Consider the following 24,386-nt stretch of genomic DNA (forward strand, 5'->3'; position numbering starts at 1 on the left):
AAGATGGGGGTAAAAAAGAGGCCCTCACGAGGAGGGCCCAAAGAGAGAACAGCAGGATAAAACTAAAACTAATTCGTCACAATCGCGACTACAGCGGTTGCAGCACCAGCACTCAAAGCCGGGACAGCCCAACGTTTCAATGGCGTAGAAGCATCTCCCGTAATCACTTCTACAGGGATATCACTAATTTCTAATAACTTAGCGGTGGTTGAATTTTCCAGAAATCTATTTAAAGAATTTTTCTTTGAGGCGCCAATCACAATACGGCTGCATTTTAAGCGCATTGCTTCATTCCATAAAGCATCACCTGCGCTACCACAAACATAGCTAGAAGAAAATTGTGCATTGTGTGTTTTAAGCAGCTCTGAAGCTGAAGCAAGCGCTAGACTTGCACGCTCTGCGTGCCATTGATCAATAGATTGCTTGCTTAAAAATTTGCTGATATGCCTAAATAATCTAGGCTGCACATTGCAAATATGAAAATTCCTATCTGATTCAGCCCCGTATACGTTTAGGGCATGCTTGACTGCTAAGTCAGAATTTTTAGATCCGTCAACTGGAATAAAAATGGTGTTCATTGCATTTTCCTTTGAATTAAACTGCTGCTGATTTTTTTGGAGATACTTTACTTTGGGCATAGCCTGCCACCAAAACACCTAAGATAACCACCGCTTGCACAACATATTCCAAACTCATGCTGACGGAATCTAACCACGCTTGAACCATCGGTTCGGAAGTCATCATCTTTCCAGCAGTAAATGCGAGCACAGCAGCACCAAAATAAATAATGGATGGATAACGATCAACCAGTTTTAGTATTAGTGTTGAGCCCCAAACCACAATTGGAATACTAATGAGCAGTCCGATGACAACCAGTAAATAGCTTCCACCAGCCGCTCCCGCAACCGCTAGGACGTTATCCAATCCCATGACAGCATCTGCAATCACAATGGTTTTCATAGCGCCCCAGAAGGTGTTTGCAGCATGATCTTGGCCAGCACCCTCATTGGCTGCAGGCTTTAATAACTTATAGGCAATCCATACCAAGAGTGCACCGCCGATAAACATCAGACCAGGAATACCGAGCAAATAGACCACGATGAGCGTCATGAAACTTCTGACTGCAATGGCGCCTACTGCGCCCCAAATAATCGCCTTCTTCTGCAGATGCGGCGGAAGATTTCTGGCGGCCATGGCAATCACAATGGCATTATCACCGGCCAATACTAGGTCGATGACAATAATGGCGAGTAAAGCAGATAAAAATTCAGGTCCAAAAAAGTCCAATTTCAATTCCTTAATAAATGGTGTGTTCGCAAAAAAAGCAAATTTCTATGCTCCTAATTTACAGGGAGTTGTATTAAGTTAAAAGAAGATATATATTGATAGTAATTTCGGAAATTACTGAAGATGACTATGTCCTATAACTACCGACACCTTTACTACTTTTGGGTAGTGGCCAAAGAGGGCAGCATGTCCAAAGCGGCCATACGCCTGGAAATGGCCATTCAGACGATTAGCGCCCAGGTGCATGAGCTAGAGAAGTCTCTGGGCTACTTACTCTTTAAGCCTGCTGGGCGAGGCATTACCCTGACAGAATCTGGATTTGCAGCGCTCGAGATAGCAGATCAAATATTTTCACTGGGGGAAAAGCTACCGGAGATTCTCAAGAGTGCCTCGAAATCTCCAAAATATAAAATTCATATTGGGGTATCCGATGGCTTGTCTAAGCTGGTAACAAGGCAACTACTAGACCCTCTACTAAAGATAGCCAATGTACAAATGATTGTGCATGAAGGTGAATTTGAGGACTTATTAGCTGACTTAGCATTACATCGACTCGATATTGTCCTGGCAGATCGGCCAGCTCCCAATAGCAAAAATCTTAACCTCTATAGTGAAGAGCTGACTAAATCTTCACTGACTTGGTATAGCCCAAAACAGTTCATTGAGGAATCCAAAAAAGCGTTTCCGGAATGCTTAAACCATCTACCCATACTGCTGCCCACTACTCACTCCACAGTGCGCTTCTTGATTGATCAATGGTTTACTAAAAACGGTATCACTCCAAACATTGTTGGAGAATTTGAGGACAGCGCTCTTCTTAAAACTTTTGCTGAAAGTGGCATGGGCGTCTTTCCTTCAGTTGAGATTATTCAAAAAGAATTAAAGCAATCCTATGGCATTGAAGTCTTGGGTCATTGTAAGGATATTTATGAGTATTTCTTTGCCATTCGATCTGAAAAGAAAATTGCCAATCCTTTAGTAGAAGCAATCATTAAACAGTAAATACTTAAAAGCTATCGACACATCACTGACAAGAACCTATGGCCAATTTTTTAGATCCCGCAATTTTATTTTTTATCTTTGGCATCTTTGCGGGTAGTGTCAAATCTAATCTCGAGATTCCACAGCCGATATCTCGCTTTTTATCGCTTTACTTGTTGATGGCGTTGGGACTGAAGGGTGGATTTGCCCTGAATAAATCCGGCCTGACTGCAGAAATTGCTTTATCTCTGGGTCTAGCAGTACTCCTTGCCACTATCATTCCTATCATTGCTTACTGGCTGCTTCGTAAATACTTAAATCCATTTGATTCAGCAGCGATTGCTGCGACCTATGGCTCAGTCAGTGCGGTGACCTTTATTACTGCGACCCAATCTTTAGACCATTTTGGTATTGCATATGGTGGCCATATGGCTGCTGCGATGGCTCTCATGGAATCCCCTGCCATTATTTTGGCAATCGTTCTAGCCAACAAGGCAAGAGTCGCTCATGCGGCTAATCAGATCACTACTAGCAAACCTCTGGAACCTCCAGCAACAGGGATGTCAAAAATATTGCATGAGTCATTTACCGATGGTGCACAACTATTGCTGCTTGGCTCGATGATGGTAGGCCTCTTTAGTGGTGATGCAGGCCAAAAACTGATGGCACCTTTTTCGATTGACTTGTTTAAAGGGATGTTGGCTTTCTTCTTACTGGATATGGGTCTGATGGCTTCGAGAAGTTTCAAGGGCCTCCGAGGCAAGCCACCCATCACCCTCTTGTATGCGATTGGATCACCACTTGCGCATGCGCTTTTAGCGCTAGCATTTTGTAAGCTTGTTGGCCTTCCTTTGGGCGATACCATCTTACTAATGGTGCTGGCTTCAAGCGCATCTTATATTGCTGTGCCTGCAGTGCTGCGTCATGCCCTACCCGAGGTCAATCCAGCGCTGTATATGGGAATGTCGCTAGGCATTACCTTCCCCTTTAATATCATCATTGGCATCCCGCTCTACACCTTGATTGCCGAACAGTTACTGTAAACATCACCCTCACTGACTTTAGCAATCATAGATATGGGCATCTTTTCTCATCGCATCGCTAGCTTACTTACAAAGCACGGTAAGGAAGCAGTGATGACGCCCGACCTCCTGGCACTCACAGGGTGTGATGTCAAGCATACAGATGCATATGACACTGATCAATTGGGTACCTTTACGCGCGAGATACCAAGACACGGCACACAATTAGACGCAGCACGTAAAAAAGCATTGATGGGTATGAAGTTATTAAATACTGATTTAGGGATCGCTAATGAAGGGGCTTTTGTAGGAGATCCCTACACGGGGATGCTGCCTTGGAATAATGAAGTGGTGATGCTGATTGATCAACTTCACCAAATAGAAATCATTGGTTTTTCTGGTGCGCCAGCTCAAAGTGCTAGTGGCTACTTTAGTCACTGGGAAGAATTAGAGGCCTTTGCTGAAACAGCTCTTTTCCCATCGCACCACCTAGTCATTAAACCCACAGATGAACATCACCCTGAATCTATCAAAGGGATTTACGATCTATCGGCTTTGCAAGAAGCCTTCCAATGGGCTATAGCTCAGTCTTCAACAGGGGTAGCTTTTGTTGAAAATGATCTGAGGGCATTTGCAAACCCCACTCGCATGGAGAATATTCACAAAGCGACTGTAGATCTGGCAAATAAGATGAACTCCGCATGCCCTCAATGTCAGACGCCAGGCTATTGGGTCAAAGACATTCAGCGTGGACTGCCTTGCAATGCCTGTGGCCTTCCTACGGAGCAAGCGATCGCAAAAATCTGGGGCTGCCTCAAATGTACCCACCAAGAAACTGAAGGGATGAAAGTACTCCAGTTTGCAGACCCCTCAAAATGCAGTTACTGCAATCCTTAGGCGGAAGTTACAGCGCTAATCTGGTGCTTTTCTAGTGCCGAGCATCATTCGCTTGATGAGCCATCTGCAAGAGTTCGGCCAAATGCTTTACCTTGCGACCAGTCTCTTGCTCAATTTGCTCACGGCAACTAAAGCCATTGCTCAGAATGATCGTGTCCTCTTGCGCGGCACGCACTGCTGGCAGCAACACTAATTCACCAACGGCTTTAGATATCTCAATATGCTCAGGATTAAAGCCAAAAGATCCTGCCATGCCACAGCAACCACTATCAATGTAATTGGCTTTTGCACCCAAGGCAGTTAATAAAGCGACATCGCCCTTTGTACCAAATAAAGACTTTTGATGGCAATGAGAATGGACTAAGACTGTGCAATCTAATGGCGGCGGTGTATAGCCCTGCTCATGCAAAAAGTCTCCCAATAAATAGCTACTCTCTGAAAGCAACTGCGCCCTAGGATCATCCGGGAAAAACTTTAAAAGCTCATCTTTGAATACTGACATACATCCAGGCTCCAGACCGACCACTGCAATCGGTGAATCATCACCTGCATCGATTTGATCGCCAATCGCGTCAAGGATTTTCTCAAGCTTTTGTTTAGCAAGATCTAGATAGCCAAAGTCATATAAAGGCCGGCCACAACATAAAGGTGTCTTGGGTAAGGTTGCTTCAAAGCCAGCATGCGCTAGCACTTCCACTGCTGCATTGGCGACTTCTGGATGAAAGTGCTCACAGAAAGTATCTACCCATAAGATCACTTTTTTTTGCTCAATACCCTGAGACTTGGCCAGAGGATGAGCTTGTTGACGTTTCTGAAATTGCTTGGAGAAAGTAGGATTAGCAAATTTTGGTAAGCTGCGCTCTTGCGCTACGCCACCTAACCATTTAGCAATACTGGATAAAACAGGTGTTTGCATCACGCCATTAAGCAACCAACTTACTTTGCTAGCGAATGGCGCCCAATCACCGATGCGGCCCATGGTGAGGGCTTGACGAGGTCGGCCATGTTTCTCATGAAAATGGGATAAAAATTCTGCTTTATACGACGCCATATCTACGTGGGCAGGGCAATCACTCTTGCAGCCTTTACAGGATAAGCAAGTATCTAGTGCCTCTTTGAGTTCCTGACTATCCCAGCCGTCCTTAATGACCTCGCCTTGCAACATCTCCCAGAAGAGTCTGGAACGACCGCGGGTAGAAAAGCGCTCTTCTTTTGTAGCGCGATAACTCGGGCACATCGTCCCCACTTTTTCACTGCGGCACTTACCCATACCAACACAACGCTCTACTGCTCTCTGAAATCCATTACCTTCTTGGCTTAGGAAATTTAAGCGTGTCTTGATATTGACTATTTTGTATTCTGGACCCATTCGCAAGTTTTCATCCACACGATAGGGGTGCACTACTTTTCCTGGATTGAGTCTATTTTCAGGATCCCAAATCCGCTTGAACTCATGCATAGCACCCATCAACTCTTCACCAAACATAATAGGTAAGAATTCTGCTCGGGCCTGGCCATCGCCGTGCTCGCCTGTTAAGGAACCTCCGAATGACACGACTAAGGTAGCTGCATCACGAATGAATGATCTAAAGTGCGCTACCCCTTCTGCTGTACGCAGATTAAAAGTGATGCGTGCATGAACACAGCCATCACCAAAATGCCCATAGAGAGAAGTGTCATAGCCGTAAGAGTCGACCAATGTCTGAAACGCCCGTAAATAATCACCCAAACGCGCAGGGTCTACCGCAGCATCCTCCCAGCCTACGACTGGGTCTGGAGTGTTCGGATCAACGGAGAGATGGGTTGCTGAGGCACCATTCTCACGAATAGACCAAATACGTTTTTGCAATTGGGGGTCTGGCACTAACCATGTTGATGGCTGAGGCCCCTTGGTTCTTGATTTAAAATACTGTTCTGCCCGCTCTGCCTGAGCCACAGCACCTTCAAGGATATCGTCACCAAATTCAACCATGACCCACGCTTTACCTGCGGGCAATAAATCAATTTCTGCTTTAGCCAAGTTGCGTTGATGCAAGCCTCGAATGATCTTGTAATCCAAGCCTTCAATAGCGATGGGGTTAAAAGACTGATACTCCGGGACGGCATCGCCTGCAATATAAATATCTTCAAAGCCCAATACCAACACTACCCGCTTAGGTGGACTTTTGACTAGCCTGACTTTTGCAGCCAAGGTGAGCGCGCACGTGCCTTCCGTTCCTACTAAAGCGCGAGCCACGTTAAAGCCATGCTCGGGTAAAAGCTGATCTAGGTTGTAACCAGATACACGACGCTTAATATTCGGAAAACGCGCCCGAATCAGATCGGCATAACGGTCACGCAAGGTAAGCAAGTCTTGATAGATTTGGCCTTTGCGACCACCTGCTGCAATAATCTCTTGTAATTCTTGATCGGAGGTAGGCCCTACCCAAAAGCGCTCGCCGTCATAGGTCAAAATTTCTAAGGCCTCGGTATTCTCGAGTGTCTTACCCGCCATGACAGAATGGGCACCACAAGAATTATTGGCCACCATACCACCCAAGGTGCAGCGACTATGAGTAGAGGGATCGGGAGCGAAAGTTAAACCATAGACTTCAGCAGCATCGCGTAAGGAATCACAAATCACACCCGGCTCAACTGTTGCAGCACCAGCGACAGGATCTAAATCCAAAATGTGATTGCAATACTTGGAGATATCAAAGACCACTGCGTTATTCACAGTTTGGCCATTCATAGAGGTACCTGCACCGCGCATTAATACCGGCGCCCTATTACGATGGCAAATCTCAATACCTTTAACAAACTCCTCAGTATTTTTTGGCGTTACTACTCCAATCGGAATTTGACGGTAATTGGATGCTTCTGAAGCGTAAATTGCCTGATGAGCCACATCAAAATGCACTGAACTACCTAAGGCAGCTGTCAGCTCGACATTTAACTGCTCCCATTGAGAAATGCCACCCATCATTCATCCTTGTTGTATGTAATTGCCCTCAAAGGGCCACGGGTTATTCTAACCATTCCTGATGATTTTCACTCGGTCGGTTTGACAAACAGGACTTCACAAGCAAGAATGGCTTCCATGAATACCTTACCGACAGTATTAGCATTTGATGTCTTTGGCACCGTAGTGGATTGGCATGGCTCAATCGCTAGCGAAGTCACTCGCTTAGGCTTGCAGGTCAATCCGGATGCATTTGCCACGGCCTGGCGTCAGGGATATAGGCCAGCGATGGCTAAAGTACGCTCTGGGGCCTTACCTTGGACCAAGATTGATGACCTGCATCGCCTAATTTTGAATGATGTCTTAGATGACTTCAATATCCAAGGGCTTTCTGAAAACCAAATTCATCATCTCAACCTAGTGTGGCATCGCCTCAATCCCTGGCCCGATACAGTAACCGGCCTCAATCGATTAAAAAAACAATTTACGCTTGTTACTTTATCTAATGGCAACTTGGGCTTACTAGCCAATATGGCAAAAAATGCTGCCCTACCTTGGGATTTAATTCTGTCAGCAGAAGTATTTCGTCATTACAAGCCAGACCCAGAAACCTATCTAGGTGTAGCACAAATATTTGATATAGAGCCCTCGGCTGTCATGTTGGTAGCAGCCCATAAAGATGACTTGGCATCTGCATATGAGTGCGGCTTAAAAACTGCTTTTATAGAAAGGCCGTTAGAGTTTGGAGCCAAGGTCACCCGCACAGATTTACATGTCGAGACCTACATTAACTACCATGCGAAAGACTTTATCGATCTAGCAGACCAGTTGGGTACTTAACTCCGAGTATCACTGAATACTTTGGAGTTAAACGTATTCTGCAACCTCAACTAGGTTGCTATCTGGATCACGCAAATAGACGGAACGAATCGGGCCTAAGGCACCTCGCCTAGAAACAGGGCCAACATCAATCGCAATCTGATTCTGGTTTAGGTGCGCAATGAAGTCATCTAAGGGAATAGACGCAATCAAACAAAAATCACCCGAGCCAATGGTGGGCACTCTAGCTTTGGTTGGAGTCTCGGTATCTTTGTCTTGAAGATTGATTTTGGATTGTCCAAAAAGTAAAGCATGACGTGGCTGACCCTCTGGTCCTTTAAAAAACTCGCGCTCAAATCCTAAGGCTTTTTCATACCACTGGGTAGTTACCTCAATATCAGTCACTGTTAGTACCAGGTGATCAACGCGGTCAATGATATTTTTCATCGTGTTCTCTATGTTTTGTTTTTTTATTTTGTTTTATTTTATTTTATTTATGGACTAATTTTTAGCAATAAAAAATGCTTTAGGCACTTCAGTGCACCAGACTACACCATCGCCTATTTGGGTAGTCTGACAAATGGCAACAATCCGATCCATGAGGATCTGAGCGACTTCATCATTGCAAACGATTTCGATCTTCACCTTCGCAGAGTAATCCGTTAACTCTTCTTTAATATTTGCTTTACTGGTGCGATTAGGGGCACTACAGCCCTCTACCTTAGTCACTGTCATGCCAGGAAATCCTGGGATTTCCATCAGCGCCGTTCTTAATAGCGGCAGTTTATTGGGGCGGATTACCGCCTTGACTTCCATCATGCTTCCACCTCTTTATCTTCAAACCATCTGTATAGGACAGGGAGTACTAATAATGTTAACGCAGTTGAAGTCACGAGGCCAGCAATCACTACCGCTGCAAGGGGGCGCGTGACCTCAGACCCCGGGCCGCCAGAAAATAGCATGGGTACCAAGGCCAGCATTGCCACAGAGGCAGTCATCATCACCGGTCTAAAGCGATGTCCACAACCATGCAGTAAGGCATCTTCCATGGTGTAACCATCCTCACGCAATTGCTTAATGAAGGAGATCAGCACCACGCCATTGAGTACGGCAATACCCCAGAGGTTAATAAATCCGACTGCTGCGGGTACGGACAAATACTCCCCAGCAAGGAATAGCCCGAATACCCCACCAATTGATGAAAAAGGGAGCACCAAAATAATCAAGGCAGCTAACCTTAAAGACTTAAACAGCATAAAGAGTAAGAAGTAGATTGCCAAGATTGTGAGGGGAATAATGACCATCAGGCGGGCCATTGCACGCTCCATATTTTCAAACTGACCGCCCCACTGCAGGGTATAGCCCTGAGGTAATTCGACATTCTTAGCAATCAATGACTGTGCCTCCGATACAAAACCACCTAAATCTCGGCCTTCTACGTTGACACCAACCACTAAACGTCGTTTGCCAGATTCACGTGAAATCTGTGCGGGGCCGTCCACTAATGTAATCTCCGCTAAATCACGCATCAAAACTTGCGCACCCTCGGGAGAATGCAAGATGATATTTTCAATCGCATCTACTTTATCTCTGTAGGTTGCGGGATAGCGCAGCATCAGTGGAAAGCGTCTCTCCCCTTCATAGACGATGCTCGCTTGTTTGCCCCCAATCGCGGTCTCAATCACCTCATTGACATCAGAAACATTAATTCCGTAACGGGCGATCGCATCTCGATTAATAATGATGTTGAGGTAATTCTGGCCAGAGGCCTGCTCAATCCGCAAGTCATTGCTGCCCTTCATCTTGACCAGAATCTGACTGATTTGAGCGCCGATCTTTTGTAAAGTTACCATGTCATCGCCAAAGATCTTAATCGCCACTTGTGAGCGCACCCCAGAAACCATTTCATCTACGCGCGCTGCAATCGGTTGTGAAATCGATAACTCGATACCTGGGAGTGTTTTGAGCTTATCCCGAATCTCTTGGGCAATCTCTTCCTGACTCAGCTTGCGATCCCCTAAGGGCTTGAGTGTCACGATGGGATCGGATTCATTAGGCTGACCAGGATCCGCAGGGGATTCGCCCTTACCCAAGCGGGATACTGCCATCTGCACATCGGGTATGGTCATGATGCGCTTGATGGCTTCAAACTCTAATTTAATAGACTCATCTAAAGAAATGTTCGGCGCCCGCACAATCACAGGCGTAATAGAGCCTTCTTGCATCACCGGTATAAATGCTTTACCGAGGAGTACAAAGCCCACGATACTCACTGCCAAAGCTATTAAAGATCGCTTCACTACTAACTTAGGGTTCGCTAAACTCCAGTGCAACCAACGCTCATACGGAGCACGCAAACGGGCAACCATCTTTGTATCATCTTCGCTACCGCCCTTAAGAATGTAGGAGCATAAAACCGGAGACAAGGTAAAGGATAGGATCAAAGAAATCGTTAAGGCAATGGCAATCGTGATCGCCATCGGCGCAAACATTTTGCCCTCCATACCCTCTAGCGATAAGAGCGGCATAAATACCAAAATGATGATGCCCACACCAAAGAGGACTGGCTTACCGACTTCAGTAGCCGCTTCTAAAATGATACGGCTCTTCGATTCACCAGATTTGAGTTTTTGACCCAACTTCGCGAAGGTATTTTCTACTACAACGACGGAGCCATCGACCATAATGCCGATCGCGATCGCCAGACCCCCTAAAGACATCAAGTTAGCGGAAATGCCATATCGGTTCATCACTAAAAAGGTGAGTAGTGGCGTCAAGATTAAAGTAGCTACCACGATTAGGGAGGAGCGCACATCCCCTAAAAATAGAAAGAGCAAGATGATGACCAGAATCACGCCTTCAACCAAGACCTTGGCAACGTTAAACATGGCTGCATTGACCAAATCAGTACGATCGTAAAACGGCACAATCTGTAAGCCATCTGGCAAAAGCTTGCCTTCGTTAATCTCTTCTACCTTTAGCTTGATGCGATTAACTACCTCGCGTGCATTACCGCCGCGGATCATCTGAATAATGCCGGCAACACTTTCGGTATAGCCATTTTTAATAGCAGCGCCCTGCCGAATTTCATTACTAATAGTCACTTCGGCTACGTTTCTGACGTAGACCGGGATACCCTTAACTTCTTTCAGAATAATTTTTCCAATATCTTCGGGCTTGGTAATTAAACCCACTCCGCGAATCAGGTAACGCTCTGCATAGGAGGGAAGCTGTCCACCACCGGAGTTAGCATTATTTCTAGCGAGAGCTTCGTACACATCACGTAAGCTGAGTTGGTAGTGTCGCAGTCTCTCTGGGTTAACTAATACTTGATACTCACGAGCATAGCCACCTTGCGTATTAATCTCAGCCACTCCAGAAATGGAGCGCAACATCGGACGCACGACCCAGTCCTGAATGGTGCGACGCTCTTGCAGCTCCTCAACCGTCAGCTCCCGCTTACCATCCGAGGGATGGTCTAGGGTGTACTGATAGATCTCCCCTAAACCTGTCGATGGCGGGGCTAAGACCGGAGTAATACCTACCGGCATTCTGGAGGACACTTCAATTAAACGCTCGGTAACCAATTGCCTAGCAAAGTAAAGATCTGTTTTTTCAGTAAAAACTAAGGTAATCACAGAAAGCGCATTGCGATTGAGTGAGCGCATTTCAGTTAAGCCAGGCAACCCTGTCATTGCTAACTCAATAGGTACCGTCACAAACCGTTCAACCTCTTCCGGAGATCGCCCAGGCGCTTCCGAAGCTATTTGCACTTGCACGTTCGTCACATCAGGAAAAGCATCGACGGAAAGGCGCTTGGTTGCCAAGAGGCCAGCAATCATGAGTACAAGACAAATGATGACTACTAGTAGTCGCTGCTGCAGCGAGAGCCGGACAATTTTCTCAATCATGTTGATTAATTAGCGGTAAGTTGGCGTTTACGTTCAGTGTTCAGATGAAAGGCGCCATTCACGGCAATCTCTTGCCCATCGCTGAGCCCTGATATCACAGGACGATAGCCCTTACCCTCTGGACCGAGTTTGACGCCCACCATACGATACCTATCTTCATCCTCACGCACAAAGACGTGATCCAGATTGTCCTCACGAATGACTGCACTCACAGGTACCAATAATCTCTCCGTGGGCTGACTTTCAATCAGCATGGTCGCTAACATACCAGGTTTAATTTGCCCTTCTTTATTAGGCACTTCCATTCTGACAACAACCGTACGGGTCTGGGGATTCACGATCGAATCAACGTGCGCTACCAGACCTTCTACTTCTGCATTTTTTAAAGCAGGAATGACTAAAGTTACTTTCTGACCCTTACGAATCAGATAAGCATTACTCTCCGGAATTTCTGAAATTGCCCACAAAGAACCCAGGTCAGCAACCGTAAACAGTGCCTCAGCAGGCTGAACTACCTGGCCTTTATTAATTTTTCTTTCGACAATTTCCCCAGGAATAGAGGCAATCACGTTATTCGTAGATTCAATCAAGCCCGATTTTGCGAGGCGGTCAATACTGGCCTGATCCATTCCTTGCACGCGCAATTGATCATTACTCGCAAGGTACTCAGCTTTGGAACTATTCGCTTCAGCTTCCCGTCTTTGCAATTCCGCCAGCGCAATCACGTCTTCTTTATACAGAATTCTGGCGCGGTTAGCAGCTTGATCTGCCAGTAGACTGCCACTCTTGGCTTTCAAGAAAGAGAGTTGTGATTGGGTCAACTCTGTCGAAGTAATCTTCGCTAAAATATCGCCTTTTTTTACCATTTGCCCAGGAATGGCCAAGATCTCAGATACGCGCCCTGTGACATTGGCACCAATCCGCGCTAAAAATTGTTCATTGAAATCAACCCGTCCTGATGCCCGTAGCTCCTCAGAAAACGAGGCTACTTGTGCACGACCGTTCGTAATCATATTACGCAAATCTGCATTGACTAAAACGGTATTGGGGTCTTGTACTGACTTAATAGTTGGACGAGGATCAAATACATTGAAGTAGTTCAAGATAATCAGAAACAGGCAAAACCATGGCAGGTAAAACAGACTTTTTTGAGTCCACGCAGGGCTACGGTCATATTGCCGAGCAATCACAGGGACATGCGCAGTAAACCACTCATGCGTCTGGGTGTACAAATGATTTTGAGCACTAATGGTGCTGGCAACCCATTCTTTTACATAGACTTGGGCTTTGGCCAGATACGGTGCATACCAGCCCTTTGCTATTTCTAGTCTGGAGATCAATTCTTTTTTCATTGCCTTCCACTCTCTATTTTTGCAACCCACTCTGGGGTTGCCCTTAAACGCGCAATTTCAGTCATCACTGAAGCCAAATCAAAGCGCGCTCTGATTAAGTCATTACGCGCCAATCTAAATGTTCTTTGGGCATCTAAATACTCCAACATCCCACGCTCACCATAGCGATACGACACTTCTGCAATCTGCCGTGCACTTGCTGCCAGTTGAACCACTTCCTCATCCAAAATTTTGACTTGGTAACTAGTGATTTGATAGAGCTTGTAGGCGGTTTCCATTTGCTGCTCTAGACTTTGGCTTTGGGCATTGAGCTGATTTTTTGCTTTAGAAAGATTGGCTGCGGCCTCATCAATTTGCCCGCCCTTAAAATCCCAAATGGGGATGCTAACTACTAAGCCATACAGCCGGTCGGTGAAATTCGGGTCATTGTATTGCTGCGCCTTAAATGCCAGTTTAGGCAGACGGGCATTTTGAGCAAAACTCAACCTCGATTCACTAGCCTCTACTTCTGCTTTGGCGCGCTGTAACTCTGGACTTTGCGATTGCAACTCACCCAGCAAAGTAGGGAGGGGAGGTAAAACCTCAGCCTTAAAAGACTGTGAGACCACTTCAAAATTAGCAGGCAAACGATGCCCTACGGCCTGTCGCAATTGAGCTTTAGCCTGATCGACTCTGAGTTTGCTCGATTCTGAATTAATTTGCGCATTCAGAAATTCTGTTTGAGAACGAATGAGCTCAAAGCGTGCTGTCTCACCCACGTCGTAACGTATTTGCATCCGATCCCGAATTTGCTTAGTCAAATCATAATCGGCTTCAGCGGCTTTTAATTCTGCATCTCGACGCATCAATTCAAAGTAGCGTTGCTGCACTCTAGAAATCGTTTCAATTTCAAATGCGATGCGCGCTGCTTCAGCCCCGCGCAGACTTGCCTCCGCAGCGTTGACTCTGGGAAAACGCGTATAGGGCATATCGAGAGGCTGCGTCACCGCCCATGAAGATACATTGCCAGTAGTCAGCGGTCCAGAAGCAGATCTTTGCTGACCAGAATTGATTTCAAATTCCGGATTCGGAATAGCGCGCGCAGAAGATAGTTGGCCTTTGACTGCTCTGGATTGATCTCTGGCTGCCAGGATCTGGGGGTTAGACTCCAGTGCAAGGGCAATTAATTCATTCACCGTAAATGCTTTTTTTTCCTGTGCATTTACTGCGCCTACTGAACTAAATAAGCCTGCTAAGGCTACTAAGCTCCACATGCCAACAGCAACAATATTCACTAATTTCGAAGGATTCATTACAGCAGTTTTTGGATTTCAAGATCATCTTGTAATCCACTACTCTACTACCTTTAAGGGGCTAGAAGCTCCCCAATTAAGGGATGGCAGTTCAGTTTTAGTGAGACATTACGCATATTGGGGCAAAACATCACCAATCCAATGCCTTCGGGACCGCTTAAGTCTAACTTAAGCTCAGCCCAACCGATCCCTAAACGAAAAAAGCTGCATGCTAAAAGCGGCCCTATTTCTTGGTAGCGCTCTTTTTAGCTGCACTGCCCTCTTTTTGGATGCCTGAGTAATCACCCATATTTTGTAAGCTCTTTTCAAAATGAGCAAAAGAGTCGGCCATTCCTGCACGAATCATCTCAAAATTTTGCAGGGTACTGTTAAAAGAAGTTTTAAATATCGAGGTGTAAGGCTCAGTTCCAGCCGGCGCATTCTGGGTAGCTTCATTCACAAAATGAATCAAATCATGTTGCGACTCTTTAATCATGGTTTCAGCAATCTTTGTTAATTCCTGATTACCGCTTGCTAAAGCTTCAAATAACTTCGCTTGATATTGAGCCACTTCTTTTGCTGCATCTTGTAATACTTGCGCGTGCGCATATTCGAAGGCAGCTTTAGGATCTTTGTTTTTCGTCAGCTCAGTAACTATATTATGCAGACGCACCGTCAACTCTTGGGCCGTTGCTTGATTAAGTTTAGCAATAGCCTGGGCACTAGTTAGTGTGGCCTCGCCCGCTGCTTTAGCAGCTTTGACAGCTTTAGCTCCCTTGGCCTGATCCGTCATCCCTTGAACATTGAATGGATTTTTACCCATTACCACCTCCTTAGTTTTTGAATAGCCTATTTAATCTACTCTTGATTTCATCATATTCAGATAGAGAAATACCATTAGAAAGAGAGAAGAATTGGGTTACTGAACAACGATGGTCGCACTGTTTCTAAGCTGGGAAAGAAATTCAAACTGCTTTTTCTGCATCATGCCATTCCGAATGGCGGGCTTAGCTTGCTCAAAAGTGGGTGGCGGACTCGTTTTTTTGTCTTCTAGCTTAATTAAATACCAGCCTTGTGGCATCTGGATCGGCGCCGGTGACACCTGTCCTTTGGCGAGCGTAGTCATAACAGCAGCAATCTGCGGCAAGGTTTGCCCAGCCTGAACCCAGCCCACTGCACCACCCTGTACTTTATTGGGTGCCAATGACACACTCTTAGCCACCTTATCAAAGGACTCCCCTTTTTTGATTCTGGCTAGGGCAGCTTGTGCATCAGTAATAGTCGCCACTGCAATATCACTCACCTTGTATTCCACAATCATGCCTTGTGGCCCCAAAGAAGCAATTTCACGCTGATACTCTGCTTGAAGATCAGCATCGCTTACCGGATTATTGGCAATAAAAGTTTTGATCTGTAAATCTGCTAAATAGTTTTGACGAATGAGTGCAAGTTGGCGATTCGCTCTCTCTGAATCAGCCAGGCCATCTCTGTCGGCCTGCTGAGATAAGAGGGAAATTTCAATCAGCTTGCCCAATACTGCTTTTCGTAAGTCGGGAGAATCTGCTTGACCTTGAGCTATCGCCGCTTGTATTCCCATCTCTACCGTGTCATTGGAAATAATGAACCCGTTTACAGAGGCTGCAGCAGTCAAAGGTAAAGTACCCTGAGCAAAGGCAGTGCCTACTAATACCGAAGAAAGTAGGAATAGCTGAAGAAATAATTTCGGAAATGACATCGATGACTCTTTTCTCTAAAAAAGGAATATTAAAACTTGAATGTTGCTGGCATTGGCTCAAATGGTGCAGCAGACTCCATCTCCTGCCCTTCAGCTTGTGCTTCACCAGCAGGTTTTTGCACATAACGCGCATCGAGGGGTGAAGGCTGCTGTGGATTGCCCGGAATAGTATTGGGATCTACTGGGCCTAAGGGACTCTCCATTGGAGAAAGCGGCTGACTATTGAGTTGTTTCAACTGCTCTGGCGTATATGGGGAAAAAGTTTGCCCTTGTCCAGTATGCGCAAAGAGCAGGCCTAAGGTAAGTATTAGAAAGTACTGAAAGCACTGAAAGCGATACGAGGGTTGTTTAATTTTTATCATCACACGTCTTAATATATACCTAAGCCAGTAATCCATCCGCAATCAATTTAATGCTAGCCACCAGTAGAAAGAATTGAACCACGATGTAATACCATTTGGCGGAAATTCTATCGGCCAAATAAAAGCCCAAATAAACGCCAACAGGTACTAACGGTAGCAACAAAATGGAAGTAGCCAGTTGACTTAAATTGAGTAAGTCTAAATATGCATAGGGAACAATCTTCCCAAAATTGATTGTTGTGAAAAATATTCCTAGCGTGGAGGTATAAACAATGGGTGAGACTTTCTTTCGAAGCATATATATTGTAATCGGGGGTCCCCCAATATGCGCTACAAAGGAGGTGAAACCTGATATGCCCCCCATTAACCCTCCCAGCCAAGGATAAGGTTTAGCTTTTTTATTTTTTAGACGCGACATGACAACATTTTGTGTCAAGAATAACAAGGTAAAGATGCCAATCGAGAGGGACAGTATTTTAGGAGTAATGGCTGCAAAGAACAGGAAGCCTAAAAGCATTCCCAGTGCTGCCGAAGGTATGACCAGTTTTAAGATGGTCCAATCAGCATTTTTTAAAAATCTCCGCAAACTCACCAAATCAATCGCAATTAATAATGGCAACAAAATGGCTAAAGCTTCAGCAATACTGCTTTGACTTGCCATCAAAGGAAGAGAGAGCGCTCCAAGGCCAGCACCAAAGCCACTCTTGGAGATACCAACAATAATGACGCTGAGGGTAGCAAGCACAAAAAAGAGGGTTGAGTGCTCGTGAAATGCCTGGACTAAAGAAATCATGATTCATTTTAAGGTCAACATATAGTATCTGGTCACATAAACAGGCTATCCTAGGTTATCCCTCAGTATGAAATGAGCGTTTTATGGCAAGAGCAGCAGCTTACCCAGACAAAATGAACCCCATAGGTAATAGTGTTGGCTATGATATTCGACCTATTCAGCCTGATGATAGGGATCGAATGATTGGGCTGTTTAATCACCTCTCCCCCCATAGTCGCTATTTAAGATTTGCCCATGCCGTTTCTCAACTGCCTGATGACTTTTTAGAAGATATTCTGCATTTAGACTACAAAAATGAGCTCGCCTTAGTCGCCGTCATTCAAACAAAAAATACTGTCAGAAGAAATCATTGGCATTGCACGTTATGTCAGTCTGCCTAGTGAGCATACTTGTGAGTTTTCACTTAGCGTCAGTGATGACTACACTCACCAAGGAATCGGCACCCATTTGATGCAGTCTCTGATACGATCTGCAAAAGAAAATGGCTTAAAAAAAATGTTGGGATATGTCTTACATAGCAACACTAAGATGTTGCAACTTGTTGTTGATCTCGGGTTTGAGATCCAACAACCGAAACTAGAAGCCTCTCCTGACTTTAAGACAGTTAGCATCCTATTATGAGAACCAATACTATGCAAACCTCACTCGTGATTGATTCAGAAACCTCAACCCTACTTCTGATTGATGTACAAGAACGCTTAATGCCGGCGATCGATCAAAGTGAGGAGGTATTACGTCAATGCATCCGTACTGCCAAGATTGCCCAACTATTACAGATTCCAATAATTGCTACTGAGCAAAGCCCCCAAAGTATTGGCAGTAATCTACCGTCTATTAAAGTGTATTGTGACAAAACTGTTGTCAAAGAACACTTCAATGCGTGCAAAGATGGTCTGATTGAAGCGCTGCCAGCGAAGCGCCATCAATTAATTGTGATGGGTTGTGAAACCCATGTGTGCTTAATGCAAACCGTGCTCACACTCTTAGAAAAAACATATGATGTCTCGATTGTGGTTGATGCAGTAGGCTCGCGCCGAGCATCAGATAAGCAAATAGCATTGGACCGACTCAAGTCTGCTGGTGCGAGACTCATTACTGCAGAAATGCTTGCGTTTGAATGGCTAAAATCTGCCCAGCATCCTGCTTTTAAAGAAATTTTGAATCTCATAAAAGAATAGCGCTGGGCTAGTGCGGTTTTATTTGCTATTCTGCAGAATCACTCTTAAAGGATCAATATGACAAACGATACTCAAACGCAAAACGATGAAGATTTTGACTATGGGTGCGAATGCGCTATGACCCTCTTAAATGAGCCAACGGAAGATTGTTTGAATGATCTGATGGATGAGCTCGATGAAGATGGCATGATTGCCACCGAAGTTGTCTATGGACTCTTAGCCACGATCCTGATGAGTATTACCTCAGAAGATGAGGATGAAGAAGCGCATTAATTTAGGTATTCGCTTATACCTGCAGGGCAAATCGATCCATGGCGCAAGCCATAGCAATGTCGAGCTCAGTGAGTGTCTTCATGGAATGCGTACTGAGACGCACAGATACTTTATTCCAGGTATTAGACCAATCGGGATGATGATTGATTTCTTCTGCAAAATTTGCAGATAGCGTCATAAATTGAAAAGCACCTTTAAAGTCCTTGAAAATAAATTCCCGTGCAAGTTGCGTTGATCCTTCGATACGCTGCCATTGGGGTACGGTAGCGACAAAGTCAAAGTGGTCTGGTATTAATTTAGGCTGTGACAACTGCGCTCTCCATACTTTTAGATAATTGTATTAAATCATTTGGATACAGCCAACGCCATTGGCCCTCTGCTAAATCTAATGGCAAGGTATATTGACCGATCTCGGTGCGATGTAGCTGGGCCACATGATTGCCTACAGCCGCCATCATGCGCTTGACTTGATGATAACGCCCCTCGACGATGGTCATGGCTAATACCCTATCACTCAGCTGTTTACAAGCTGTTGCATAACAAGGTTTGGGATCATCATCCAACACCACCCCTTTAAGTAAATGATCGATTTGCTTTTGGGTGATCGGGTCTGCAGTTGCAATCTGATAAACCTTACCAATATTTTTCTTAGGTGTCGTCATCTTATGAATAAACTGACCATCATCCGAGATCAAGATCAAACCCGTTGTATCAAAATCTAAGCGCCCAACACACTGTAGGCCCCGTTCTACGAATGGCTTAGGTAATAAGCTATAAATACTAGGATGATGCGTAGTTTTATGAGAGCACTCGTAATTCATGGGTTTATGAAAGGCAATATAGGCTTTTTCATGAAACTCCCAATCCTGTCCCTCGACATTTAACAAGAGCCCCTCCGTCAGAATGCGCTCATCGGGGTCTTCGGCCAGTACACCATTAACTTTAACCAAATCAGAAAAAACGAGGTCACTACAGTAACGCCGGGTACCAAAGCCCTGGCTAAATAATATTTTTTCGAGTGGAAGTGGTTTAGCCATATCTGTTGCCGAGCATACTACAAAGCTAAGAAATAGGACCTGAATAAATAGATGACGTTATGATAGATGTTTCAAAGATTGTTCATCAATCTTGATTGATCTTAGCTTCATTTAACCCACCCTATTGAGGTACTGCTGATGCTTTCCAGTCCAGACCCGAGAAGCCCATTACACACTCGAGAAATTACCTTTCAGGGCTATGCGCGTGAGGATGGCTTATGGGATATTGAAGCCCATTTAAGAGACTTCAAAACCACCCCCTTCACCACTGGTGACAAAACCTGGGAGCCTGGTGAGGCTTTTCATGACATGTGGATTCGGCTTACAGTAAATCTGGAATTAGTGATCCAAGGAATTGAAGTAGCGATGGATAGCCACCCCCATCCAGAATGCCCTGAAGTGGTTCCGCCGATGGATGCCTTGATTGGAGCGCAAATAGGTAAAGGTTGGCGTAAAACTATTAATGAACATCTCGGTGGCATTAAAGGCTGCACCCATTTGCGTGAACTCCTAACCAGTATGGCTACAGCAGCATTTCAATCAATCCCCGGAGCGCTATGTGATCTTGATGCTACCCAGCCGCCACTCTATTTGGGTACCTGCAAGTCTTGGGATTTTGATGGGCCTGTAGTACTGCGTCAATACCCCAAGTTTTACCAATGGAAGGCTTAAGTTTTAGTTGCTGGCATCAACTCTAGTCGATTGATGTTCATATGATGCGGTAAATGGCTGACCCAAAAAATAGACTCTGCTACATCATTGGCACTCAATAATTCTTTCTCAGTAGCGATGGTATGAATGCTACTTACCCGTACTGCTGTGCCGATGAGATCAGCCCTTAAGTTCAAACTAAATTGCTGAAAGAAAGCCTTCGTACCTCCATAGACATCGCCACCCAAACAGGGATTTTGAGCTCCTACAGCTCCTACATTAATCACATGACCACATTGACGCTCAACCATCCCAGGTAAAAGTATTCGAGTCACATGGACTAAACCTTTAATATTTCTATTAATTCCCAGACTCCAATCTGTCTGCTGCGCCTCGCGTTGTTGCCCTTGGGTGGGTGTCAAACTGGCATTATTGACCAGCACTGTGACTGCAGAAAACTCTGGCAGTAGGCTAGCAATCAATTCATCCACCTGCTCAGCATCACTCATATCCAAAGATAGGGTCAGTATTTTTTGCTGCTGATCGACTGGAAGTGAGAGCTTCATGTCCTCTAATTGGCTTGACTCTGCATCCAATGCAATCACCCGATGGTCATGGGCTAAAAAACGTCGCACAGATGCCTCGCCCAATTCGGTACTTGCGCCTGTCACTAATGCTATATGTTGCATGCTCTCTTTGCCTTACATGTATGACTGCATATTAATCTAGGTTCAGCAAATAACCCTGCTCAATTTTGGCAGCATTTGATTTTACTAAAGCATGAGGTAACCACTTCTGAAAATCTTCCATACTCATTTGCAGTTGCCCCCTCATCTGATTGAGTATGGGCGTTTGTGCAATCCACTGATCTACTGACAGCATGTCCATACTGCGCCACTCTAGAAGCTTGAACTTAAGTAATACCTTGGCACCATGGCGTGCGTTACGATCAGGCTCACTAGCCAGATAATCTAAGCGAGACTTTGCGCTAGCAATCGCTTGCTTCACTTCTGTGAATGGTTTGCCATGACCGGGGATCACAAGAGCAATCGGCAACTCCTCAATCAAGTCAATGGTCTGGCCAACCTCAGTAAAACCCCCTTCCCCCCAGAGTTCTGGAAAGATCGCCCCAAAACCATCCTCCCAAAGTGCATCTCCAGAAATTAAGATCTGATGGTCCGCTTGATAGAGCATGATGGCGTGATGATCATGCCCTGGTGCGGCTAATATCTGCCATAAATAGCGACCTAATAGGATTTCTTGGCCCGGTACGAGTAGCTCTTGATAAGTGAAGCGCGGACATACTTGACCAAGCTGCTGATAACTTAGTAAATCGACATTCCAATCTAAAACTGCTTGGGCCTCTGAAGCAGGTATCCAAATCTCCGGGTGAAAAGTATCAGATAAGGCGGCATTACCGCCACAATGATCGGAGTGTAAGTGGGTATTGATAATCTTATGAAGCGTTTTTAAACCCTGTTGCTGTAAGGCATTAGCTACGAGATCAACGGTGAGCTGCTGATGGGCACAGTAGCCAGAGTCGACGAGCGAAACATCCTCATCGCCATACATAAAAATAGTATTTGCTGACAACCAACCCCGCTCAAATATTTCTATACCAGGGGGGAGTAGGTAATCTCCTATCCACTGTTTTGTCATCTTAAGGTTTCTGTGGTGTGAGCTCGAGCTTGAGCACATCAAACTGCTGCTGCTTTAATTTCTGTAAGAGTTGCTCATAGACTGAGAGATCTATCTGGGGCGTTCTCGATAAAATCCAGAGATACTCCCTCCTCGGATCACTTACAACAGCAAGTTGATACTGGCTATCTAAATCGATGACCCAGTAATCACCCCATACCATGGGCAAGAAAGAAAGCCACACAGGAGCAAAACGCACCTCTAACTTTGGTGAATCTTTGGCGCCAATCTGCCTAGCTTCCCCCTCCGCCGTAGAAATATCCCCATTACTTAATCTGCAGCTATTAAGTACCTGCAGATTGCCATCCGGTTTTGTTGAATAGACTGCTTTTGTATCACTGATGCATTTTCTCTGAAACCAGTTTGGGAACTTGGCAATCTCATACCAAGTGCCTAAGTAGCGAGAAACATCTAAAGAGGTAATCGTCTGAACGGGGGGCAAGTCAGTAGATTGCGCCTTAGCCTGGATCGTACTTAAGCTAAAAACCATAACAATGGCAGCGCTCAAGAGCGAAAGGTGTGTGCGTGTGCGTGGCATTGTTACATCATCATCCAATTAAGAACCTCTACTAAGGAGGCGGTTACGTATATAAGGAATTCTGAAACACAATAATACAAGTAGGATGACAGCATAAATACTCACGGTATCTAAATCATTCTTACTAGCTTTATGCCACCAGTAGTGCAAGATGGCTGTGCAGGCAATCACATAAACGAGGTAATGTAACTTTGACCAGCTACGACCCAACTTTCTTTGGGCCCAGTGATTCGATGTGAGTGCAAGCGGTGTTAGCAATACCAAGCTCGTGAACCCCATAGTGATAAAGGGTCGCTTCACCACATCTTTGAGCATATCGATCAAATCAAAGTTTTGATCTAGCCATAACCAAATTCCAAAATGCAGGCAGGCATAGAAAAAACTAAATAAGCCCAGCATTCTGCGATACCGAATCCACACTGTCGAATGCGTTATTAAACGCAGTGGCGTCATCGAAAGCGTGAGGCACAAAAACACTAAGGCCCAGGTTCCGGTGGAGCGAGTAATAAACTCAATCGGGTTAGCGCCTAAACCATCCGTAAAACCAAGCCATATCAAGCGATCAAGCGGGATGAGCGCTAAAAGAAAAATAACTGCCTTCATAAAAGCAGAGTAATCACTATCAATTAAATTTCTTGAGGTCCATGCCCGCATACATACTAGCTACCTGGTCGGCGTAACCGTTAAACATTTGGGTTTTGATCTTGGGTGCAAAGATGCCTTTGACATTACCAATACGACGCTCTGTCGCCTGACTCCAGCGTGGATGATCTACTAAAGGGTTCACATTGGAATAAAAACCATACTCGCGAGAATCAAACTGACTCCAGCTAATCTTTGGCATCTCTTCGGTCAAACGAATCGTAACCAGTGATTTGGCGCTTTTAAAGCCATACTTCCAGGGCACTACGATTCTTACCGGTGCACCGTTTTGATTGGGCAGCACCTCTCCATACAAACCAAAGGTTAGGAGTGTGAGAGGATTCATCGCCTCATCTAGACGCAAACCCTCGCGGTAAGGCCACTGAATCACTTGGCTTTTCAAGCCTGGCATTTGTTTGCGGTCCGCTAGAGAAATAAATTCTACAAACTTAGCAGAACCTAGAGGCTGAACATAGTTTAGTAATTTAGATAAGGCATAGCCATCCCAGGGAATCACCATAGACCAACCCTCGACACAGCGCATACGATAGACCCGTTCTTCCATCGGCGCCAATTTAAGCAAGGCGTCAATATCTAAGGTCACTGGCTTTTTCACCAAACCTTCAATCGATACTGTCCAAGGGCGGGTTTGTAAACTACCAGCATTCGCAGCGGGATCCGCCTTATCTGTTCCGAACTCATAAAAATTATTGTAGGTAGTGACGTGCTGATAACCCGTAGTCTCTTCTTTAGTAGAGAAAGCCAGGTTAGGCGTAGCGATGAGTTTTTGTGGAGATGCCAATGCCTCACGCGAAAACCAAGGTGCCAGTGCCATGCCAAAGGCGCCAGCTGCTGCCGACTTCATCAAGCTACGGCGATTTTCAAATACGGCCTGAGGGGTAATCTCACGGGCAAGTAACTTTTGATCATCAAGACGCATAGAGGAACCTTTTTAAACTAAATGATGAATACATCCGAATAGGAACATTCTCCTACGG

Annotated in this window: 28 protein-coding genes; 9 read left to right on the forward strand and 19 right to left on the reverse strand. The window is 45.2% G+C overall.

All coding sequences use genetic code 11. From position 1 onward, the window contains the following. Positions 1-68 precede the first annotated feature (68 nt). Complete coding sequence (locus DCO16_RS03590; protein WP_173942388.1) at positions 69-578, reverse strand: universal stress protein; 510 nt, start codon at positions 576-578, stop codon at positions 69-71. A gap of 16 nt (positions 579-594) precedes the next feature. Further along, a complete protein-coding gene (locus DCO16_RS03595; RefSeq protein WP_254598092.1) occupies positions 595-1,287 on the reverse strand; it encodes a TerC family protein in 693 nt (230 codons plus the stop codon). Positions 1,288-1,416: 129 nt separating this feature from the next. Here DCO16_RS03595 and DCO16_RS03600 point away from each other — a divergent pair, with 129 nt between their 5' ends. Genes DCO16_RS03600 through DCO16_RS03610 form a run of 3 tightly spaced genes read left to right on the forward strand, consistent with a single transcriptional unit; the run spans position 1,417 to position 4,187 of the window. Beyond that, the gene (locus DCO16_RS03600; RefSeq protein WP_367652073.1) at positions 1,417-2,289 is read left to right on the forward strand and encodes a LysR family transcriptional regulator; all 873 of its coding nucleotides are present in this window, start codon (positions 1,417-1,419) and stop codon (positions 2,287-2,289) included. A gap of 38 nt (positions 2,290-2,327) precedes the next feature. Then, positions 2,328-3,311 (forward strand): sodium-dependent bicarbonate transport family permease, encoded by a 984-nt coding sequence (locus tag DCO16_RS03605; protein ID WP_173942391.1) that lies wholly within the window; start codon positions 2,328-2,330, stop codon positions 3,309-3,311. A gap of 33 nt (positions 3,312-3,344) precedes the next feature. Further along, the gene (locus tag DCO16_RS03610; protein ID WP_173942392.1) at positions 3,345-4,187 is read left to right on the forward strand and encodes a DUF6671 family protein; all 843 of its coding nucleotides are present in this window, start codon (positions 3,345-3,347) and stop codon (positions 4,185-4,187) included. Positions 4,188-4,218: 31 nt separating this feature from the next. Here DCO16_RS03610 and DCO16_RS03615 read toward each other — a convergent pair whose 3' ends face one another. Further along, positions 4,219-7,152 carry an FAD-binding and (Fe-S)-binding domain-containing protein gene (locus tag DCO16_RS03615; protein WP_217426693.1) on the reverse strand — a complete coding sequence of 978 codons (2,934 nt, stop codon included), beginning with the start codon at positions 7,150-7,152 and terminating at the stop codon, positions 4,219-4,221. A gap of 114 nt (positions 7,153-7,266) precedes the next feature. On the opposite strand from DCO16_RS03615, the gene DCO16_RS03620 reads away from it, so the two are divergent. Then, positions 7,267-7,968 carry a haloacid dehalogenase type II gene (locus tag DCO16_RS03620; RefSeq protein WP_173942393.1) on the forward strand — a complete coding sequence of 234 codons (702 nt, stop codon included), beginning with the start codon at positions 7,267-7,269 and terminating at the stop codon, positions 7,966-7,968. A gap of 27 nt (positions 7,969-7,995) precedes the next feature. On the opposite strand, the gene DCO16_RS03625 is transcribed toward DCO16_RS03620, so the two are convergent. From DCO16_RS03625 to DCO16_RS03665, 9 genes are all read right to left on the reverse strand, one after another. Further along, positions 7,996-8,394, reverse strand: coding sequence for a VOC family protein (locus DCO16_RS03625; RefSeq protein ID WP_173942394.1), 399 nt, complete (start codon positions 8,392-8,394; stop codon positions 7,996-7,998). 54 nt (positions 8,395-8,448) lie between these two features. After that, a complete protein-coding gene (locus tag DCO16_RS03630) occupies positions 8,449-8,766 on the reverse strand; it encodes a P-II family nitrogen regulator (RefSeq protein ID WP_173942395.1) in 318 nt (105 codons plus the stop codon). After that, the gene (locus DCO16_RS03635) at positions 8,763-11,858 is read right to left on the reverse strand and encodes an efflux RND transporter permease subunit (RefSeq protein ID WP_173942396.1); all 3,096 of its coding nucleotides are present in this window, start codon (positions 11,856-11,858) and stop codon (positions 8,763-8,765) included. Before DCO16_RS03635 ends, DCO16_RS03630 begins: the two co-directional genes overlap by 4 nt. 5 nt (positions 11,859-11,863) lie before the next feature. Continuing rightward, positions 11,864-13,210: an efflux RND transporter periplasmic adaptor subunit gene (locus DCO16_RS03640; RefSeq protein ID WP_173942397.1), complete on the reverse strand. Its 1,347-nt coding sequence runs from the start codon at positions 13,208-13,210 to the stop codon at positions 11,864-11,866. After that, positions 13,207-14,502: a TolC family protein gene (locus tag DCO16_RS03645; protein WP_173942398.1), complete on the reverse strand. Its 1,296-nt coding sequence runs from the start codon at positions 14,500-14,502 to the stop codon at positions 13,207-13,209. The genes DCO16_RS03640 and DCO16_RS03645 overlap by 4 nt, the downstream gene beginning before the upstream one ends. A gap of 223 nt (positions 14,503-14,725) precedes the next feature. Next, positions 14,726-15,304, reverse strand: a complete 579-nt coding sequence (locus DCO16_RS03650) for a phasin family protein (protein WP_173942399.1) — start codon at positions 15,302-15,304, stop codon at positions 14,726-14,728. A 96-nt stretch (positions 15,305-15,400) separates the two neighbouring features. Further along, the gene (locus tag DCO16_RS03655; RefSeq protein WP_173942400.1) at positions 15,401-16,216 is read right to left on the reverse strand and encodes a peptidylprolyl isomerase; all 816 of its coding nucleotides are present in this window, start codon (positions 16,214-16,216) and stop codon (positions 15,401-15,403) included. A 29-nt stretch (positions 16,217-16,245) separates the two neighbouring features. After that, positions 16,246-16,578 carry a hypothetical protein gene (locus DCO16_RS03660; RefSeq protein WP_254598093.1) on the reverse strand — a complete coding sequence of 111 codons (333 nt, stop codon included), beginning with the start codon at positions 16,576-16,578 and terminating at the stop codon, positions 16,246-16,248. Positions 16,579-16,597: 19 nt separating this feature from the next. Further along, positions 16,598-17,371 carry a sulfite exporter TauE/SafE family protein gene (locus DCO16_RS03665; protein WP_173942401.1) on the reverse strand — a complete coding sequence of 258 codons (774 nt, stop codon included), beginning with the start codon at positions 17,369-17,371 and terminating at the stop codon, positions 16,598-16,600. Positions 17,372-17,454: 83 nt separating this feature from the next. Between DCO16_RS03665 and DCO16_RS03670 the strand changes: the two genes are divergently transcribed. Genes DCO16_RS03670 through DCO16_RS03685 form a run of 4 tightly spaced genes read left to right on the forward strand, consistent with a single transcriptional unit; the run spans position 17,455 to position 18,822 of the window. Continuing rightward, positions 17,455-17,751 carry a hypothetical protein gene (locus DCO16_RS03670; protein ID WP_173942402.1) on the forward strand — a complete coding sequence of 99 codons (297 nt, stop codon included), beginning with the start codon at positions 17,455-17,457 and terminating at the stop codon, positions 17,749-17,751. Next, entirely contained in the window at positions 17,744-17,992 is a 249-nt protein-coding gene (locus tag DCO16_RS11365; protein WP_367652077.1) for a GNAT family N-acetyltransferase, read from the forward strand. The genes DCO16_RS03670 and DCO16_RS11365 overlap by 8 nt, the downstream gene beginning before the upstream one ends. 11 nt (positions 17,993-18,003) lie before the next feature. Next, positions 18,004-18,549: an isochorismatase family protein gene (locus tag DCO16_RS03680; RefSeq protein ID WP_173942403.1), complete on the forward strand. Its 546-nt coding sequence runs from the start codon at positions 18,004-18,006 to the stop codon at positions 18,547-18,549. Positions 18,550-18,606: 57 nt separating this feature from the next. Continuing rightward, a complete protein-coding gene (locus tag DCO16_RS03685; RefSeq protein WP_173942404.1) occupies positions 18,607-18,822 on the forward strand; it encodes a hypothetical protein in 216 nt (71 codons plus the stop codon). 13 nt (positions 18,823-18,835) lie between these two features. On the opposite strand, the gene DCO16_RS03690 is transcribed toward DCO16_RS03685, so the two are convergent. After that, on the reverse strand, positions 18,836-19,132 hold the full coding sequence (locus DCO16_RS03690; RefSeq protein WP_173942405.1) for a 4a-hydroxytetrahydrobiopterin dehydratase: 297 nt from the start codon (positions 19,130-19,132) through the stop codon (positions 18,836-18,838). After that, positions 19,119-19,859 carry a pseudouridine synthase gene (locus tag DCO16_RS03695; RefSeq protein WP_173942406.1) on the reverse strand — a complete coding sequence of 247 codons (741 nt, stop codon included), beginning with the start codon at positions 19,857-19,859 and terminating at the stop codon, positions 19,119-19,121. The genes DCO16_RS03690 and DCO16_RS03695 overlap by 14 nt, the downstream gene beginning before the upstream one ends. A 138-nt stretch (positions 19,860-19,997) precedes the next feature. Between DCO16_RS03695 and DCO16_RS03700 the strand changes: the two genes are divergently transcribed. After that, positions 19,998-20,531: a DUF2889 domain-containing protein gene (locus tag DCO16_RS03700; RefSeq protein WP_173942407.1), complete on the forward strand. Its 534-nt coding sequence runs from the start codon at positions 19,998-20,000 to the stop codon at positions 20,529-20,531. Here the strand turns inward: DCO16_RS03700 and DCO16_RS03705 are convergent. From DCO16_RS03705 to msrP, 5 genes are read right to left on the reverse strand one after another with little or no spacing between them, the layout of a single operon-like run. Further along, entirely contained in the window at positions 20,528-21,199 is a 672-nt protein-coding gene (locus DCO16_RS03705; RefSeq protein WP_173942408.1) for an SDR family NAD(P)-dependent oxidoreductase, read from the reverse strand. The two genes, DCO16_RS03700 and DCO16_RS03705, sit on opposite strands and share 4 nt — an antisense overlap. Positions 21,200-21,230: 31 nt before the next feature. Next, positions 21,231-22,169, reverse strand: a complete 939-nt coding sequence (locus DCO16_RS03710; protein WP_173942409.1) for an MBL fold metallo-hydrolase — start codon at positions 22,167-22,169, stop codon at positions 21,231-21,233. 1 nt (position 22,170) lies between these two features. Continuing rightward, positions 22,171-22,746 (reverse strand): lipocalin family protein, encoded by a 576-nt coding sequence (locus DCO16_RS03715; RefSeq protein WP_367652074.1) that lies wholly within the window; start codon positions 22,744-22,746, stop codon positions 22,171-22,173. An 18-nt stretch (positions 22,747-22,764) separates the two neighbouring features. Next, positions 22,765-23,349: a protein-methionine-sulfoxide reductase heme-binding subunit MsrQ gene (msrQ, locus tag DCO16_RS03720; protein ID WP_173942410.1), complete on the reverse strand. Its 585-nt coding sequence runs from the start codon at positions 23,347-23,349 to the stop codon at positions 22,765-22,767. Between the two features lie 19 nt (positions 23,350-23,368). Then, entirely contained in the window at positions 23,369-24,328 is a 960-nt protein-coding gene (msrP, locus tag DCO16_RS03725; RefSeq protein WP_173942411.1) for a protein-methionine-sulfoxide reductase catalytic subunit MsrP, read from the reverse strand. Positions 24,329-24,386: the final 58 nt, after the last annotated feature.

This window comes from Polynucleobacter antarcticus (assembly GCF_013307245.1).
Taxonomy (GTDB): domain Bacteria; phylum Pseudomonadota; class Gammaproteobacteria; order Burkholderiales; family Burkholderiaceae; genus Polynucleobacter; species Polynucleobacter antarcticus.

Coding starts and splice junctions, on each gene's coding strand:
- DCO16_RS03590 (WP_173942388.1), bottom strand. CDS start 578: ATGAACACCATTTTTATTCCAGTTGACGGATCTAAAAATTCTGACTTA.
- DCO16_RS03600 (WP_367652073.1), top strand. CDS start 1,417: ATGTCCTATAACTACCGACACCTTTACTACTTTTGGGTAGTGGCCAAA.
- DCO16_RS03605 (WP_173942391.1), top strand. CDS start 2,328: ATGGCCAATTTTTTAGATCCCGCAATTTTATTTTTTATCTTTGGCATC.
- DCO16_RS03610 (WP_173942392.1), top strand. CDS start 3,345: ATGGGCATCTTTTCTCATCGCATCGCTAGCTTACTTACAAAGCACGGT.
- DCO16_RS03615 (WP_217426693.1), bottom strand. CDS start 7,152: ATGATGGGTGGCATTTCTCAATGGGAGCAGTTAAATGTCGAGCTGACA.
- DCO16_RS03620 (WP_173942393.1), top strand. CDS start 7,267: ATGAATACCTTACCGACAGTATTAGCATTTGATGTCTTTGGCACCGTA.
- DCO16_RS03625 (WP_173942394.1), bottom strand. CDS start 8,394: ATGAAAAATATCATTGACCGCGTTGATCACCTGGTACTAACAGTGACT.
- DCO16_RS03630 (WP_173942395.1), bottom strand. CDS start 8,766: ATGATGGAAGTCAAGGCGGTAATCCGCCCCAATAAACTGCCGCTATTA.
- DCO16_RS03635 (WP_173942396.1), bottom strand. CDS start 11,858: ATGATTGAGAAAATTGTCCGGCTCTCGCTGCAGCAGCGACTACTAGTA.
- DCO16_RS03640 (WP_173942397.1), bottom strand. CDS start 13,210: ATGAAAAAAGAATTGATCTCCAGACTAGAAATAGCAAAGGGCTGGTAT.
- DCO16_RS03645 (WP_173942398.1), bottom strand. CDS start 14,502: ATGAATCCTTCGAAATTAGTGAATATTGTTGCTGTTGGCATGTGGAGC.
- DCO16_RS03650 (WP_173942399.1), bottom strand. CDS start 15,304: ATGGGTAAAAATCCATTCAATGTTCAAGGGATGACGGATCAGGCCAAG.
- DCO16_RS03655 (WP_173942400.1), bottom strand. CDS start 16,216: ATGTCATTTCCGAAATTATTTCTTCAGCTATTCCTACTTTCTTCGGTA.
- DCO16_RS03660 (WP_254598093.1), bottom strand. CDS start 16,578: ATGATAAAAATTAAACAACCCTCGTATCGCTTTCAGTGCTTTCAGTAC.
- DCO16_RS03665 (WP_173942401.1), bottom strand. CDS start 17,371: ATGATTTCTTTAGTCCAGGCATTTCACGAGCACTCAACCCTCTTTTTT.
- DCO16_RS03670 (WP_173942402.1), top strand. CDS start 17,455: ATGGCAAGAGCAGCAGCTTACCCAGACAAAATGAACCCCATAGGTAAT.
- DCO16_RS03680 (WP_173942403.1), top strand. CDS start 18,004: ATGCAAACCTCACTCGTGATTGATTCAGAAACCTCAACCCTACTTCTG.
- DCO16_RS03685 (WP_173942404.1), top strand. CDS start 18,607: ATGACAAACGATACTCAAACGCAAAACGATGAAGATTTTGACTATGGG.
- DCO16_RS03695 (WP_173942406.1), bottom strand. CDS start 19,859: ATGGCTAAACCACTTCCACTCGAAAAAATATTATTTAGCCAGGGCTTT.
- DCO16_RS03700 (WP_173942407.1), top strand. CDS start 19,998: ATGCTTTCCAGTCCAGACCCGAGAAGCCCATTACACACTCGAGAAATT.
- DCO16_RS03705 (WP_173942408.1), bottom strand. CDS start 21,199: ATGCAACATATAGCATTAGTGACAGGCGCAAGTACCGAATTGGGCGAG.
- DCO16_RS03710 (WP_173942409.1), bottom strand. CDS start 22,169: ATGACAAAACAGTGGATAGGAGATTACCTACTCCCCCCTGGTATAGAA.
- DCO16_RS03715 (WP_367652074.1), bottom strand. CDS start 22,746: ATGCCACGCACACGCACACACCTTTCGCTCTTGAGCGCTGCCATTGTT.
- msrQ (WP_173942410.1), bottom strand. CDS start 23,349: ATGAAGGCAGTTATTTTTCTTTTAGCGCTCATCCCGCTTGATCGCTTG.
- msrP (WP_173942411.1), bottom strand. CDS start 24,328: ATGCGTCTTGATGATCAAAAGTTACTTGCCCGTGAGATTACCCCTCAG.